Source organism: Streptomyces sp. NBC_00012 (assembly GCF_045040875.1).
GTDB lineage: Bacteria > Actinomycetota > Actinomycetes > Streptomycetales > Streptomycetaceae > Streptomyces.
Genome location: NZ_CP108309.1, coordinates 4376987 through 4392586 on the forward strand (window position 1 = coordinate 4376987; position 15600 = coordinate 4392586).

At 68.7% G+C, this 15600-nt stretch carries 13 protein-coding genes, 2 pseudogenes and 1 riboswitch; of the genes and pseudogenes, 8 read left to right on the top strand and 7 right to left on the bottom strand.

Features of this window, described 5'->3' with window-relative positions:
* Window positions 1-129: 129 nt before the first annotated feature.
* Complete coding sequence (hisC, locus tag OHA19_RS20130) at window positions 130-1209, bottom strand: histidinol-phosphate transaminase (protein WP_405714691.1); 1080 nt, start codon at window positions 1207-1209, stop codon at window positions 130-132.
* Window positions 1210-1579: 370 nt separating this feature from the next.
* Here hisC and OHA19_RS20135 point away from each other — a divergent pair, with 370 nt between their 5' ends.
* From OHA19_RS20135 to OHA19_RS20145, 3 genes are all read left to right on the top strand, one after another.
* Entirely contained in the window at window positions 1580-2692 is a 1113-nt protein-coding gene (locus OHA19_RS20135) for a LacI family DNA-binding transcriptional regulator (RefSeq protein ID WP_266731277.1), read from the top strand.
* A 173-nt stretch (window positions 2693-2865) separates the two neighbouring features.
* Complete coding sequence (locus OHA19_RS20140; RefSeq protein ID WP_405714688.1) at window positions 2866-3924, top strand: metallophosphoesterase; 1059 nt, start codon at window positions 2866-2868, stop codon at window positions 3922-3924.
* A 182-nt stretch (window positions 3925-4106) separates the two neighbouring features.
* Entirely contained in the window at window positions 4107-4931 is an 825-nt protein-coding gene (locus OHA19_RS20145; protein ID WP_405714686.1) for a hypothetical protein, read from the top strand.
* An 84-nt stretch (window positions 4932-5015) separates the two neighbouring features.
* On the opposite strand, the gene thiC is transcribed toward OHA19_RS20145, so the two are convergent.
* Window positions 5016-6830: a phosphomethylpyrimidine synthase ThiC gene (thiC, locus tag OHA19_RS20150; RefSeq protein WP_405751052.1), complete on the bottom strand. Its 1815-nt coding sequence runs from the start codon at window positions 6828-6830 to the stop codon at window positions 5016-5018.
* Window positions 6823-6956, bottom strand: a riboswitch (TPP riboswitch). It overlaps the preceding gene by 8 nt.
* 70 nt (window positions 6957-7026) lie before the next feature.
* Between thiC and OHA19_RS20155 the strand changes: the two genes are divergently transcribed.
* A complete protein-coding gene (locus tag OHA19_RS20155; protein ID WP_405714682.1) occupies window positions 7027-8349 on the top strand; it encodes a YibE/F family protein in 1323 nt (440 codons plus the stop codon).
* A gap of 79 nt (window positions 8350-8428) precedes the next feature.
* Here the strand turns inward: OHA19_RS20155 and OHA19_RS20160 are convergent, their stop codons facing one another.
* The 4 genes from OHA19_RS20160 to OHA19_RS20175 all read right to left on the bottom strand — a co-directional run bounded on the left by OHA19_RS20160 (window position 8429) and on the right by OHA19_RS20175 (window position 10653).
* Complete coding sequence (locus tag OHA19_RS20160) at window positions 8429-8866, bottom strand: SsgA family sporulation/cell division regulator (protein ID WP_405714680.1); 438 nt, start codon at window positions 8864-8866, stop codon at window positions 8429-8431.
* Window positions 8867-8967: 101 nt separating this feature from the next.
* The gene (locus OHA19_RS20165; RefSeq protein ID WP_405714678.1) at window positions 8968-9738 is read right to left on the bottom strand and encodes an IclR family transcriptional regulator; all 771 of its coding nucleotides are present in this window, start codon (window positions 9736-9738) and stop codon (window positions 8968-8970) included.
* Between the two features lie 242 nt (window positions 9739-9980).
* Window positions 9981-10187 carry a DUF5326 family protein gene (locus OHA19_RS20170; protein WP_405714676.1) on the bottom strand — a complete coding sequence of 69 codons (207 nt, stop codon included), beginning with the start codon at window positions 10185-10187 and terminating at the stop codon, window positions 9981-9983.
* Window positions 10188-10335: 148 nt separating this feature from the next.
* Window positions 10336-10653: a cupin domain-containing protein gene (locus OHA19_RS20175; protein ID WP_072488196.1), complete on the bottom strand. Its 318-nt coding sequence runs from the start codon at window positions 10651-10653 to the stop codon at window positions 10336-10338.
* A 68-nt stretch (window positions 10654-10721) separates the two neighbouring features.
* On the opposite strand from OHA19_RS20175, the gene OHA19_RS20180 reads away from it, so the two are divergent.
* From OHA19_RS20180 to OHA19_RS20195, 4 genes and pseudogenes are all read left to right on the top strand, one after another.
* Window positions 10722-11099 (top strand): phage holin family protein, encoded by a 378-nt coding sequence (locus OHA19_RS20180; protein ID WP_405714674.1) that lies wholly within the window; start codon window positions 10722-10724, stop codon window positions 11097-11099.
* Between the two features lie 82 nt (window positions 11100-11181).
* Window positions 11182-12306 carry a cystathionine gamma-lyase gene (locus tag OHA19_RS20185; protein ID WP_405714672.1) on the top strand — a complete coding sequence of 375 codons (1125 nt, stop codon included), beginning with the start codon at window positions 11182-11184 and terminating at the stop codon, window positions 12304-12306.
* A gap of 256 nt (window positions 12307-12562) precedes the next feature.
* Window positions 12563-13468, top strand: a pseudogene (locus OHA19_RS20190) (LysR family transcriptional regulator).
* 63 nt (window positions 13469-13531) lie between these two features.
* Window positions 13532-14011: an NUDIX domain-containing protein gene (locus OHA19_RS20195; protein WP_405714670.1), complete on the top strand. Its 480-nt coding sequence runs from the start codon at window positions 13532-13534 to the stop codon at window positions 14009-14011.
* An 86-nt stretch (window positions 14012-14097) separates the two neighbouring features.
* Here OHA19_RS20195 and OHA19_RS20200 read toward each other — a convergent pair.
* Window positions 14098-15234, bottom strand: a pseudogene (locus OHA19_RS20200) (globin domain-containing protein); the annotation flags it as partial.
* Window positions 15235-15600 lie beyond the last annotated feature (366 nt).

Consider the following 15600-nt stretch of genomic DNA (forward strand, 5'->3'; position numbering starts at 1 on the left):
CCGATCAATCTGCCCGAACCAGACGCCCCGGGAGCAACGCGGACTCCCGGCAGCGAGAAGGCCCCGCACCCCGTCGAACGAGGTGCGGGGCCTTGGCCCTGCGTCGCGCAGGCGGCCTGCGCCGCCGCCCTACAGCTCTTCGCGGAACGACTCCGCCACCTTCAGGAACAGGTCGTTCGCCTCGTCCTCGCCGATCGTGACCCGCACGCCCTCGCCCACGAACGGCCTGACCACCACTCCGGCGCGCTCGCACGCCGCGGCGAAGTCGGCTGTACGGTCCCCGAGCCGCATCCAGACGAAGTTCGCCTGGGAATCCGGCACGGTCCACCCCTGCCCGGCCAGCGCCCGCTGCACCCGCTGGCGCTCGGACACCAAGGAGCCCACCCGCCCCAGGAGTTCGTCTTCAGCACGCAGCGAGGCGACCGCCGCGTCCTGCGCGAGCTGACTGACCCCGAAGGGCACCGCCGTCTTGCGCAGCGCGGCCGCCACCGGCTCGTGGGCCACGGCGAAACCGACCCGCAGCCCCGCCAGGCCGTACGCCTTGGAAAAGGTCCGCAGCACCGCCACATTGGGCCGGTCCCGGTAGATCTCTATGCCGTCCGGCACCTCGACGTCGCGGATGAACTCCCGGTACGCCTCGTCGAGCACCACCAGGACATCGCCCGGCACCCGGTCCAGGAACCGCTCCAGCTCGGCCCGGCGCACCACGGTGCCGGTCGGGTTGTTCGGGTTGCAGACGAAGATCATCCGAGTGCGGTCCGTGATCGCGTCCGCCATCGCGTCGAGGTCGTGCACCTCGCCGTCGGCCAGCGGAACCTTCACCGAGGTCGCACCGCTGACCTGCGTGATGATCGGGTACGCCTCGAAGGACCGCCAGGCGTAGATGACCTCGTCACCCGGGCCCGACGTGGCCTGGAGCAGCTGCTGCGCCACCCCGACCGAGCCGGTTCCGGTGGCGAGGTGCGAGAGGGGCACACCGAAACGGTCGGCCAGCTCGTTCATCAGGCCGGTGCAGGCCATGTCCGGGTAGCGGTTGAAGTTCGCGGCCGCCGCCAGGGCGGACTCCATCACCCCGGGCAGCGGCGGATACGGATTCTCGTTGGAGGACAGCTTGAACGCGACCGGCCCACCGGCGGCAGCCGGCTTGCCCGGTACATAGGCGGGAACGCCATCCAGCTCGGCGCGCAGCTTGGGGCTCGTCTCGCTCACCGCAGGTCCTCCTCGATCGTCTGTACACATCAATACTGCTCACCTTATGAGGATTGGGCGCCGCTGCGAATGGCCGGAGCGACCAATCGTCCGGTGCGACCAGGAATGGGGGGAGCGCACCAAGCTCCGTCGCGCGCCGGTGGCTCACTCCGTGGCGCGCGTCCCTCGAAGAGGTGAGATGAGACCTCTTCGAGACATCGAACATTCAGTAGGCCCATCGGGTTCGATACATGTCACACTACGGCCAATCCCTTCAACACCCTTTATTTACAAGGCATTTGACCTTGAATGATCATGCAGAAACGTGCCTGCCAACGAGCGAATATGCGATCAGGCCAACCGCCCCTCCGAGCCCTACTATCGGCTCGCCATGACAGCAGCAGGGAAGCACCAGGTGAGCCGGACGGACACACCCCGGCGCGGCGGCCGGCAGGGACGAGCGGGAATCCGGGACGTGGCCGCCGCCGCCGGAGTCTCCATCACGACCGTCTCCGACGCGCTCAACGGCAAGGGCAGGCTCCCGGACGCCACCCGCCGCCATGTCCGCGAGGTCGCAGAGCGCCTGGGCTACCGCCCTTCCGCCGCGGCCCGAACCCTCCGTACCGGCAAGTCCGGCCTCATCGGCCTGACAGTGACGACCTACGGGGACGAACCTTTCACCTTCACCGAATTCGCGTACTTCGCGGAGATGGCCAGAGCCGCCACCTCCGCCGCGCTCGCCCGCGGTTACGCCCTCGTCATCCTGCCCGCCACCTCGCGACACGACGTCTGGTCGAACGTCGCCCTCGACGGCACCGTCGTGATCGACCCCTCCGACCAGGACCCGGTCGTCACGGAACTCGTGCGCCAGGGGCTGCCCGTCGTCTCGGACGGGCGCCCGGCCGGAACGCTCCCGGTCACCGCCTGGGTGGACAACGACCACCGGGCCGCCGTCCTCGACCTGCTCGACCATCTCGCCGCCGCCGGCGCCCGCCGCATCGGCCTGCTCACCGGCACCACCACCGACACGTACACCCGCCTCTCCACCACCGCGTACCTCCACTGGTGCGAGCGCGTGGGCCAGGACCCGGTGTACGAGTCGTACCCCGCCCACGACCCGTGCGCGGGCGCGGTCGCCGCCGACCGGCTGCTCGCCCGCCCAGACCGGCCCGACGCGGTCTACGGGCTCTTCGACCCCAACGGCACCGATCTGCTGGCGGCGGCCCGCCGGTACGGCCTGCGCGTCCCCGAGGACCTGCTGCTGGTCTGCTGCAGCGAGTCCACCGTGTACGCGACGACCGAGCCACCCATCACCACCCTCTCGCTCAAGCCGCGCAGAATCGGCACCGCGGTCGTCCAGCTCCTGATCGACGCCATCGAGGGTGTGGACCAGGACCGGCCGGTGGAGCAGGTCATACCGACCGAACTCATCGTGCGGACCTCCTCGCAACGCCGTCCACCTCGCACCACAGTCAGCGCACCCCGCTCTCCAGCGGGGGACTGATCAGGCGATTTCGGACCAATCGGCCGGTGAACCCGACGTGCGTCCGGATTCACCACCCCTGGTGCGTCACAGAGCACGATCCGCATTCCTATGATGGGCGCACGACACCGCGGACCGCCCCGACCAGCAGGGCCCGTCAGGTGTACGGCGGCGCGACGGTGGTGGAGGGGTCGATGACACAGGGGGCCGGTCAGGAACCCGTGGTGCGGACTGCGACGTTGCGCGACTTCCGCGTACCGCCCTATGCCCAGAGCCCGGTGCCGCCAGCGTCACCACACCCGGGAAACGCCGTCCCCGGTGACATGCCGCCGGACGGATACACCCCCACCGCGCGCGACCTCCCCGTGATCAACCGCGGTGACACCCTGGAGGTACCGGCCGTCCCCGACCCGCGCCCCGTCCCGGAGCAGGGCCGCGGACCGCTGTACGTCGTCGGTGACGTCCACGGCTATCTGGACGAGCTCCACGCCGCCCTCGCCGAGCAGGGCCTCATCGACGCCGACGGCAAATGGTCGGCGGGCAACGCCCGGCTCTGGTTCCTCGGCGACTTCACCGACCGGGGCCCGGACGGCATCGGTGTCATCGACCTCGTGATGCGCCTGTCCGCCGAGGCCGCGGCAGCCGGCGGCTACTGCAAGGCCCTGATGGGCAATCACGAACTGCTGCTCCTCGGCGCCAAGCGGTTCAGCGACACCCCGGTCAACTCCGGCGCGGGCACCGCCACCTTCCAGGCGGCCTGGCTGCTCAACGGCGGCCAGAAGAACGACATGGAGCGCCTCCAGGACGTCCACCTCCAGTGGATGTCCCGGCTCGACGCGATCGTCGAGGAGGACGGGCATCTGCTGATGCACTCCGACACGACGGCGTACCTCGAATACGGCACCACCATCGAGGACGTCAACGACACCGTGCACGCCATTCTCACGCGTAACGACGCCGATGAGTGCTGGGACCTCTTCCGGAAGCTCACCAAGCGATTCGCCTTCCGCGACGAGGCGGGTCCGCAGGCCGTCCGCGAACTGATGGCGGCCTACGGCGGACAACGCATCGTCCATGGTCACAGCCCCATTCCGTACCTCCTCGGCGAGGTCGGCTCGGAGGACGGCGAGGACGGCTCCGGCCCCGTGGTCGACGGTCCGCACGTATACGCGGACGGGCTGGCCATCGCCATGGACGGCGGAGTGACCATGGCCGGAAAGCTACTGGTCGTCCAGCTGCCGCTGCATGACTGACGCTCTTCCGGGAAGACGCTCCCACGACCAGACCACGCCGACCACTGGGCCTATTTCCGGAAACCCCCTGTCACCCCGTGCCGTGGGCGCTCTACCATCGGCCTATCAGTAGCAGGCTCTCCTCCGTTTCCGCCCAACTGTCCGTCCCCAACGGGCACTCAGGCCCGACGGAGCATCGGGGGATGCACATGAACAGCGCTCCGCACCTGCTGGCCGAGGACCGCCCCGAGTACGAGCGGATCCTCGACGACGCACTGCGTCATGCCCATGAACGGCCGGATCTGGCCGCGGTCGGCGAACGGCTCAACGCCGTCCAGCTGCGCACCATGGCGCTGGACGCCACAGAGCTGATCACCGCGACCGCCGCCACCGAGTACAAGCACTACGTGCAGGCCCGCGAGGAACTGCGCGGCCCTGCCGACGGGACGGACCAGGACGCCGTGCCCGGCGCAGGCACGGGCCGTTCGCATCAGTCGGGCGCCGGCATAGGAGCCGTCGTCACGGTCCTGGCGCCGGTGCTCGCGGGTACCGCCGCGTTCATATTCCTGCTGGCCGGCTACCTGCTGAAGCTGCTCGACCCGGCTCCGTCCTTCGCCTCGACCATGGTCTCCGCGGGCTGGTTCTTCGCCGCGGTCATGGCCGCGGCGATCCTGGCCGCCGCCGTCGGGCTGCTCATCACGGCACTGCGCAACAGCTCGGAGCCGCAGCCCGTCGAGGACGACGAGGAGGAGTTGCCGGAGGACGTGGCACGGGCCAGAGAGGCGTGGCGTCACGCCCTGCTGGAGCGCGGCATCCTGCCGTTCCTTCGGGACGCGCTCGCCGACCCCGAGGCCGGGCCAGCCTCGCGCACACCGGTCCGCTCGGCGAACCGCATCCCGAAGGTCGGCTACAGCCCGCCGGACTTCTCCAGCCCGGGCGACGGCCCGGCGGCGGGCCCCCGGCCGACGTTCACCTCACCGGACTTCACCAGCCCCGACTTCGGCGGCCCCGAACACGAACTGGACTGACCGGGCCCGCGCACCGGCCGGACGGCAGGAGCGATCGCCCCGAAGGCGGAGGCCTCCGGGGCGATACCTCGTCCCGGATCCGGATCAGTCCGCGATCGGCAGATAGACCCGGTTGCCCGCCGCCGCGAACTCCTTGGACTTCTCCGCCATGCCCGCCTCGATCTCCGACTGCGAACCGCCGTGCTCGCGCCGGATGTCCTGGGAGATCTTCATCGAGCAGAACTTCGGGCCGCACATCGAGCAGAAGTGCGCCGTCTTCGCGGGCTCGGCGGGCAGCGTCTCGTCGTGGAACTCCCGTGCGGTGTCCGGGTCGAGGGCCAGGTTGAACTGGTCCTCCCAGCGGAACTCGAACCGGGCGTCGGAGAGCGCGTCGTCCCAGTCCTGCGCCCCCGGGTGCCCCTTGGCGAGATCGGCCGCGTGCGCCGCGATCTTGTAGGTGATGACGCCGGTCTTCACATCGTCCCGGTTGGGCAGGCCGAGGTGCTCCTTCGGCGTGACGTAGCACAGCATCGCCGTCCCCCACCACGCGATCATCGCCGCGCCGATGCCCGAGGTGATGTGGTCGTACGCCGGCGCGACATCGGTGGTCAGCGGGCCGAGCGTGTAGAACGGCGCCTCCTCGCAGATCTCCTGCTGGAGGTCGATGTTCTCCTTGATCTTGTGCATCGGGACATGGCCCGGCCCCTCGATCATGGTCTGGACGCCGAACCGCTTGGCGACCGCGTTCAGCTCGCCGAGCGTGCGCAGTTCGGCGAACTGCGCCTCGTCATTGGCGTCGGCGATCGAGCCGGGCCGCAGCCCGTCGCCCAGCGAATACGTCACGTCGTAGGTCGCGAGGATCTCGCAGAGCTCCTCGAAGTGCTCGTACAGGAACGACTCCTTGTGGTGCGCGAGGCACCACGCCGCCATGATCGAGCCGCCGCGCGAGACGATGCCGGTCTTGCGGCGGGCGGTCAGCGGCACGTACGGCAGGCGCACGCCGGCGTGGACCGTCATGTAGTCGACGCCCTGCTCGGCCTGCTCGATGACGGTGTCCTTGTAGATCTCCCAGGTCAGTTCCTCCGCCCGGCCGTCGACCTTTTCGAGCGCCTGGTAGAGCGGGACAGTTCCGATCGGAACGGGTGAATTACGCAGAACCCACTCACGGGTGGTGTGAATGTTGCGGCCGGTGGACAGATCCATGACGGTATCGGCGCCCCAGCGCGTCGCCCACGTCATCTTTTCCACCTCCTCCTCGATGGAGGAAGTCACCGCGGAGTTGCCGATGTTGGCATTGACCTTCACCAGGAACCGCTTGCCGATGATCATCGGTTCGATCTCGGGGTGGTTGACGTTGGCCGGCAGCACGGCCCGGCCGGCCGCGATCTCCTCACGCACCACCTCGGGCTCGACGTTCTCCCGGATCGCCACGTACTCCATCTCCGGGGTGATCCCGCCCCGGCGGGCGTACGCGAGCTGGGTCACCGGCTGTCCGTCCCGGCTGCGGCGCGGCAGCCGCGGGCGGCCGGGGAATACCGCGTCGAGGTTGCGCAGTCCTTCCCCAGGCTCTCGGCTTTGCTCGAGCAGGGGAGACCCCATTCGCGGCGAGGTGTGCTTGAGCCCGTCGTCCTCGGGGCGGCCGGGGCGGCCCGGGTACTCCTCGGTGTCGCCGCGGGCGATGATCCAGTTCTCTCGCAGCGGTGCGAGCCCGCGGCGGACATCGGTCTCGACGGTGGGATCGGTGTATGGACCCGACGTGTCGTACAACGTCACGTCCTTGCCGTTGGTGAGGTGCACCTGACGGACCGGCACCCGGAGGTCCGGGCGCGAGCCCTGGACGTATCCCTTGTGCCAGCCGATGGACTTCCCGGCCTCGTCGCTCTGGTTCGAGGCAGGCGTGCGTGCGTCCGATGTGGTCATGAGACCTACTCCCTACGCCGGCATTACCCGGTAACAGGTTCGGCGGTCGGCGCAGCCTGTCCCGTACGGACGTACGGAGATCAGCGCCCTCTCAGCCCGGTGCTCCGAGCTCCCGCGTGTGCAAAGGTCCCTCCACGCTAGCGCCCCGTCCGGCCTGATGAACAGTGGGCCCGTCTCTTCTTGCGATGATCGGCCGGTGACTTCCCCCCATATCGACCTCGAAACGCCGAGCCGGCAGCACGGTCACTCGCACAACCATGGCCCTGCCGCGCCCGTATCCAAGCATCTGCGCAAGGTCATCGCGGCCGTACTGATCCCGTTCGCCACCGCCGTTCTCGTGGGTCTGGTGGCTCTCTGGCCGGGCGGTGCGCCGGCGCACGAACGGACCGGCGTCGGATTCGACCGGCAGACCCAGCAGGGAAGGGTGGTGAATGTCGACAAGGTGGACTGCAAGGACGTGAACGCGGCGCAGATGCCGATCGGCGAGGACACCACGCCCTCGGCGGGGAACGGGCAAGGGAGGTGCGGGAAGGCGAAGATCGAAGTGACGACCGGTCACGACAAGGGCCGGACCTTCATCGAGATCGTCCAGCCCGACGCACCGCGTCAGCTGCGCGACGGTCAGCGCGTGGTCGTGGCGTACGCCCCCGACGCACCCCGGGATCTGCAGTACTCGGTGACGGATGTGAACCGGAAGTTCCCGATGACCCTGCTGGCCGGGATCTTCGCCCTGGTCGTGGTCGCGGTGGGCCGCATGCGTGGGGTGATGGCACTGGTCGCGCTCGCCGTCTCGTTCGCCGTGCTGACCCTGTTCATCCTCCCGGCCATACTCCAGGGATCGAATCCGCTGCTCGTCGCGGTGGTCGGGGCCAGTGCGATCATGCTGATCGCGCTCTACATGTGCCACGGCCTGACCGCCCGCACCTCGGTCGCGGTGATCGGCACGTTGATTTCGCTGCTGCTGATCGGACTGCTCGGATCGCTCTTCATCGGCTGGGCGAGCCTGACCGGCAACACCGACGACAACACAGGCCTCATCCATGGTCTGTACCCGCACATCGACATGAGCGGTCTGCTTCTGGCCGGTGTCATCATCGGTTCGCTCGGGGTCCTCGACGATGTGACCGTGACCCAGACTTCGGCGGTCTGGGAACTCCACCAGGCGAACCCGACGTTGGGCGTGCGGGGGCTTTACCGGGCAGGGATCAGGATCGGGCGCGACCACATCGCCTCGGTCGTCAATACTCTGGTGCTCGCCTACGCGGGCGCCGCGCTGCCGTTGCTGCTCCTGTTCTCCATCGCGCAGAGCAGCGTGGGGACGGTGGCCAACAGCGAGCTGGTGGCAGAGGAGATCGTACGGACGCTGGTCGGCTCGATCGGACTTGTCGCCTCGGTGCCGGTGACGACGGTGCTCGCCGCGTTGGTCGTCTCCGCGGACCGCACAGGGCTCGGCGCGGAAGCCGGAGCTTCGGCACCCGTACGGACCGGGAAGCGCCGTCGCCGCAGGGCGAGGCCTTGAGCATCTCCGCGGGTGAGTAATTCACCCATTCGGCAGGCGCCGTGTTCGACCGGTGGGCCGGTCGGCGGCGCCGTTCTGCTCAGCCGGCGTTCTGTTCCTCGGCGAGAATGCGGCCCAGGGCGTCTTCCAGATTGCCCTCGAAGTCACCCAGCGTGCGCTCCTGCCCAAGTGGCACGAGCTTGTCGGTCCGGTCGAGAAACGCCACAAGCGGTGCCGTACCGGCCCTGAAGAGAGCCCGGTCCTCGCCGACCTGGAGCCGGATATGTACGTCGGACAGCCCCTCGGGCTCAGTGGGACCGATGTGCACATCGCCGTCACCACTGGGACTGTTGAGGCCGTCGAGCAGCAGCTCACGGCCGAATGCCCAGGTGACGGGGGCGTCACCGGGCAGATGGAAGGTCATCCGGATCGCATACGGATCGCAGACCTCGTACCGGAGCTCCACCGGGATCCGGAAAGAGAGCTCCTCGGAAACGAGGAAGCTCATCATGACCTCAGCTTGAACCGACTCGCGCATCGTTCAACCCCGCAGTAGATGAATCTGGCCAGGAATGATCCCCCGTGGCCCTATTGACGCCATCGTGGTGCACGCGATAGCAGATCACAAGGAGTGATTTTTCAGATACTGATAGAGAACACGAACGAACGCAAGAGGTTGGCCACTTCGCCACGTAGTTGTTCGACTGCGGGGAGCAACCGACTTTCCTGGTCCAGGGGTACAGAAATCGCCATCGCGGCAGCGGTGAATCCGGCCGTGATCGGGATGGCCGCGCAGACCGTTCCCAGGGCGTACTCCTGTCGCTCGATGACAGGTTCCGTCCGCTCCAGCGAACGCAGCCGCTGGAGGAGCGTGGCGCGGTCCTTCACCGAGTAGCGGGTCAGCGGACGCACGGGGTGACGGTCGAGGTGGTCCTCGCGGGCCTTCTCGTCGAGCTGGCTCAGCAAGCACTGGCCGATCGCGTGGGCATGCCCGGTCTCCCGGAAGGAGGCCCATTCGTCGACGGCGGGGATGGCGGGGGTGTCGGCGACAGCGATGAGCTCGATCTCGCCCTCGCGGTAGACGGCGCAGTACACCGGTGCGCCGATGATGTCGCGCCAGCGGCCCAGCGACTCGGCCATCCCACTGCGGCGATTCCGCAACGCCCCTTCGCCGAGCAGGCGTTCGGCCGCTGTTCCGATGAGGAAGACGCCGTTCTCCCGGCGCAGATAACCCTCATGTGTCAGGGTGCGCAGCAGATGGTAGGCCGTGGGAAGAGGCAGGCCCGCTTCCCTGGCCAGTTGTTTCGCGGGCGCCCCGTCGCGATGGGCCACCACGGCTTCCAGCAGCCTCAGCGCTCGCTGAACCGAACCGATCAGCGTCGGGGCAGCAGTGCTCGATGCCGTGGTCAACAGTCACCCCCAGGCATGGTGACGGGTGGTCAGCCCGCCTGTGGGGGCCGCCCCCACGGGCTGCCGCACGGCTGGGGTCCTGATGCCGAACGCCGTACAAACCACTGGTCAGCATGGTGACGGTCTGTTATTTCCCAGGTGGTGGCAGCGAACTGCCACCTTAACCGCGGGCTCCGCGAGGGGCGTGGTTTCGTCTTCCGCTTAGCTCAGCTGGGCTAACGCCCGGCGGACTTCCGATCGTCCTACCAGTCGCTGCGCGACGACGACATGAACTTGCGTACGACGAAGATGAGCCCGCCGACCAGGATCACGAAGACCAGGACCTTGAAGAGCAGTCCGATCACGAACCCGATCACGCTGGCGATCAGACCGCCGAACACGACGATCGCGATGACCGGCACCGCGATCCACTTCACCCACCAGGGCATCCCCGCGAATATCTCCCGCACGGCCATCGTCCTTACCTCGTCTCCATGAGTTCCTGCCTCGATGCTAGAGGCGCGGAGGGGGCCGACGGGGGGCCGACAGCCCTTGAAGTCCCCTGATCGACCCCTGAGGGATCCCTGAGACCGGACCCCCGCCCTCCGGCGGATCGGCTCAGCTCTCCGGGGGCGAGAAGACCACCATCACCCGCAGGTCCTCGGTGATGTGGTGGAACTTGTGGGCGACACCGGCCGGTACGTACACCACGCTTCCTCTGCCCACCTGCGTGGTTTCCATGCCGACCGTGATGGAGGCGCGGCCGCTGACGACGAGGTAGACCTCGTCCTGATTGTGCGGCTGCTGCGGGTCGAGCTCACCGGCGTCCAGTGCGTACAGGCCGACGGACATGTTCCGTTCCTTCACGAACTGCAGATACGCGCCGTCGTTGGCGGCCCGCTCCGCCTCCAGCTCGTCCAGTCTGAATGCCTTCATGGCCTGTGCGCCCCTTGCCTCTGCACTGCCGGTGTCCGCCACCGATCAGGTCTGCCACGATCAGACACATGAAGAATTTCGTAGTCAAGACGATCGCCAACGCAGGTGCGCTGGCCGTGGCCATCTGGTTGATCCAGGACATCACGCTGACCGGCGGCAGCACCGGACGCAAGGCGCTCACGCTGATCGTGGTGGCCCTGCTCTTCGGTCTGGTGAACTTCTTGGTCAAGCCGGTCGTGAAGCTGCTGACCCTCCCGCTCTTCATCCTCACGCTCGGGCTGATCACGCTGGTGGTCAACGCGCTCATGCTGCTGCTGACCTCCTGGCTGGCCGGTCTGTTCGACCTGAGTTTCCATGTCGACGGCTTCTGGACCGCCGTGCTCGGCGGACTGATCATCTCCATCGTGTCGTGGGCACTGAACGTGATCCTGCCCGACGAGGACTGACCCGACGCCTCCTGAGACAGTGCAGTTCAGGTCCGTGGCACACCGGAGAGGGAAGCACCGGTGAGAGAAGTGAGGAAGCGGTATGAGCACCATGGGTGACGGAACCCGAGCGGTACGAGCCGGGCTGCCCGAACCGGAGCAGTTCGAGCCCACCCTGCCCGGTCCGGTCTTCGCCGCGCACTTCCATCTCTCCGGTGAGCCGACCGGTCCGTACACCTACGGCCGGGACACCAATCCGACCTGGACCCATCTGGAACGGGCAATCGGTGAGCTGGAGGCACCGGGGGAGCCCGTCGAGACCACGGTCTTCGCCTCGGGAATGGCGGCGATCTCGGCCGTGCTGCTTTCCCAGGCACGTACCGGCGATGTGGTCGTGCTGCCCGACGACGGCTATCAGGCCCTGCCTCTGGTGCGCGAGCAGCTGGAGGCGTACGGCGTCGAGGTGCGGACCGCGCCGACCGGTGGTGATGCCCAGCTGGCGGTCCTCGAAGGCGCCAAGCTGCTGTGGATCGAGACCCCGTCCAATCCGGGGCTCGACGTCTGCGACGTGCGCCGGCTCGTCGAGGCGGCGCACTCGGCCGGCACGTTGGTGGCCGTCGACAACACCCTCGCCACACCGCTCGGCCAGCGCCCGCTGGAGCTGGGAGCCGACTTCTCGGTCGCCAGTGACACCAAGGGCATGACCGGACACGGGGACATCCTGCTCGGCCATGTGACCTGCCGTGATCCGGAGCTGACAGCGGGAGTACGGCGCTGGCGCAAGGTGGTCGGCGCCATTCCCGGCCCCATGGAGGCCTGGCTCGCGCACCGGTCACTGGCCACGCTGGAGCTGCGGATCGACCGGCAGTGCGCCACCGCCCTGACGCTGGCGGAGGCGCTCGGCAAGCGGACCGAGGTGACCGGACTGCGCTATCCCGGACTGCCCTCCGACTCTTCGTACCCCAAGGCCGTGCAGCAGATGCGGCGCTTCGGCTCCGTGGTGTCGTTCGTGCTGCCCGACCGCGAGCGGGCCGAGCGCTTCCTGGCCGAGCTGCGGCTGGTCGACGACGCGACCAGCTTCGGCGGAGTGCGCTCCACCGCCGAGCGCCGGGCGCGCTGGGGCGGTGACGCCGTGCCCGAGGGCTTCATCCGCTTCTCGGTCGGCGCGGAGAGCCCGGCGGACCTGGTGGCGGATGTGGAAAGGGCCCTCGATGCGGCGATGGGCTAGGGCTGACCGACCAGTGGTACGGGTGGTGACCGACCGGCAGTACGGGCTCGGACCGGCCGGTGGTACGGGCGGTGACCGCCGGGTGGTTTATGCGAGTCCGAGCCTCCTCGTTCGCCCGCAACGACGGATCTGACCAGGTCACGCACCCGGCGCACGATCAGCCGGACGATGACCGGTCTGCTTTCTTCCGGCCCGCGAACGCGGTGTATTCGGGTACCTCGGCGACTTCGGCGTCCGAGATGAGCTAACCGGATTCTTGGGGTCGGGTACCGCAGCCCTGCTGCGCACGTTCGTCACGGTGCACCGGGCGGGTTTCCTTCACCAGGGCCGCTGCCCTGCTCGGCCTCTCCCAGCCCGCGGTCACCTCGCAGATCCGGACCTGGAGCGGCAGCTGGGCCGCCCGCTCTTCCTGCGCAGGGCCCGCGGCGTGACCCCGACGACCATCGGCGACGAACTGGCGCACCGGGCGGCGCCCCATCTGGACGCGCTGGTCGAGATCGCCGAGGCGGAGCTCGACGAGTAGTCGGGCGTACGGACACTGCATCTGGCCGGGCCGCCCGAATTCACATCGATGCGCGCCCTGCCCGCGCTCACCCCTCTCGTCAACCAGGGGCTGGCCCTGCGCAGTTCCTTCTTCACCGGCGCGGAAGAGGCGCTGGAGGGGCTGGCCGCCGGACACCACGACCTGGCCATCGCGACCGCCCGGCCGCGCGGTGGGCTGCTCACCGCGACCGCGCTCTGCGACGAAGAACATGTCCTGGTCGCCGCGCCGCGCTGGACCGGGCGCCTCGGCCCAGGGGCCCTGCGGCACACCGGGCCGGTGTTACTGGAGCGGCTGCCGGTCGTGGAGGTCCACGAGAGCCTGCCGCTCGTCTCGCGCTACTGAGCCGCCGTCTTCGAGAGCCGGCCCGCCCTCGCGGGAACCGTCATCGTGCCCGACCTCCGGGCGGTCCTGGAGTGCACTGCGGCGGGCGCCGGACTCGCTGTGCTGCCGCGCTATCTGTGCGAGAGGGCGCTGGAGCAGGGTGAGGTCGTGGCCCTCCTGGACCCTCCGGTTCCGCCCCTGCGCACCTATTTCCTGGCGGTGCGGACCGGCACACTCGCGCTGCCCCACATCGCGCGGGCGCACGAGTGGCTGCTGCGTGCCGCCGCCGACTGGTGAGCGCAGGGGCGCCCAGCACCGGTCCGGTGTTTCAGAACCGGTTCTGCGGGCCACTCTCTTGCCATGACCGAACGTCCCGTGGTCAAGCGCACCGCACGCGCCATCCTGCTCGACGGCAGCGACCTGATCCTCATCAAGCGCACCAAGCCCGGAGTGGATCCCTACTGGGTCACGCCCGGCGGCGGCGTCGAGCCCGAGGACGCGACCGTCGTCGACGCCCTGCATCGCGAGGTGGACGAGGAGCTCGGCGCCAAGATCACCGATGTGGTCCCCTGCTTCGTCGACACCGTGGAGCACATCGAGGGCGGCGGGGTGAAGGGCGTGAAGGTCCAGCACTTCTTCGTCTGCCGGCTGGATTCGATGGACCTGTCGCGACGGCACGGCCCCGAGATCGACGATCCCTGCGGGGAGTACGACATCGTACGGGTGCCGTTCAGCCGGATGGGGATCGCCGCCGTCCACCTCGTACCGCTGTCGCTGCGGCACTATCTGGACGGCAACATCGAGGGCGTACGCGCGATGCACGCGCCCGATCTGGGCTGACCGCAGCCGGTCCGGGGCAGGCGGCGGCCGCTGCTCCGGCGTGACGTCGCTGTGCCGGTCAGGCAGGGTCGGTCGCGCAGGGTCGGTCAGGCAGGGTCTGTCTCGACCGGTTCGTCGAGGAAGTCGTGGCGGATGCGCTCGGCCGGCATCCCGATGCCCCGGAGCACGTCCACGCCACTGCGGATCATGCCGGGCGGCCCCGAGAGATAGGCGTCGTACTCGTGCCAGGGGCCGCGCTGCCGCACCGCCTCGGGCAGCAGCCCCCTCATCAGGCCGCTTCCCGTTCCCGGACCGGTGGCGACCACCGGCCGCACCACGAGCCAGGGAAAGGTGTCCTGGAGCCGCAACATCGTGTCGATGTCGTACAGGTCGTAATCGCTGCGTGCCCCGTAGAAGACCTCCACCGGACGCCGGTCGCCATGCTCCGCGACATCCTCGACGAGCGCCTTGATGGGTGCGATGCCCGTGCCTCCGCCCAGGCAGAGCAGACCGTTGTGGGTGGAGTGGTCGACCGTCATCGAGCCCGTGGGCGGACCGAGGCGCAGGACGTCCCCGGGCCGGGCCCGGTGCACCAGGGCATTGGAGACCCAGCCGGCCGGGACCGCCTTGACGTGGAAGGTGAGCAGACCATCGCGTCGGGGTGCCGAGGCAAAGGAATAGTGCCGCCAGTTCCGGGGCCACCACGGGGTCTCCACAGCCGTGTACTGACCGGCGCGGAAGGGGTAGGCCTGGTCGGGGCGGAGCGTGAGCACCGCTATGTCACGGGTCCTGAGGTCGTGCGACACGACTTCCGCATGCCACCAGGCAGGGGCCCACTGCTCGTCCTCGGCGGCCGCGTCGATCATGATCTGAGATATCGCGGTGTAGGCGCGCACCCACGCCGCTTCGGTCTCCCCGTCCCAGGTGGTAGTCGCGTAGCGGCTCAGTGCGCCCATGAGCGCCTCCCCCACGGCGGGATAGTGCATGGGCAACGTGCCGTACTTGCGGTGGCCCCGCCCCAGTCCGCCGAGGTACTCGGCCAGTGCGCGTGCGTCGTCCAGCCGGTCGGCCGCAGTGAGGATCGCACGGAGGAGACGGTCGCGCTGGACGTCCATCGCAGCCGGGAACAGACTCCTCAGTTCCGGGTGGCGCACGAAGAGCAGTGCGTAGAAGTACGAGGTCGTCTGATCCGCGACGGGCGAGATCTCGGTCAGGGTGCGGTGGATCAGGGTCGCATCGGTGGATCTGCTCGTTCCGTTGTCGGTCCACCCGGTGGCCGGAGCATCCATACTGTGCCTCGCCTCGTACGTCTCATGGTCGCCTTACGCACCAGCACGGCCCGCAGCCCCTCGCCCGCGGACGCAGTCGGGCCCGCTGACGGCCACTGTTCGGCCACTGTGCACGATCCCCCGGCCAGCATGCCTTGCGGCGGACACGGGCGGGTCGTGAACCCATGACAGCCACTCATGAACGCGTCAGTACCGGGAAGGTCGGCAACTCACCCGGCAGTGAAGCCCGCAGAGAAGCGCATGCCGTACGCCGAGGCTAGTACGCGCGATTACTCCCGTCGTCAGACGCCCTGTCTCCCCGTTCCCGGCACCGTGTTTCAC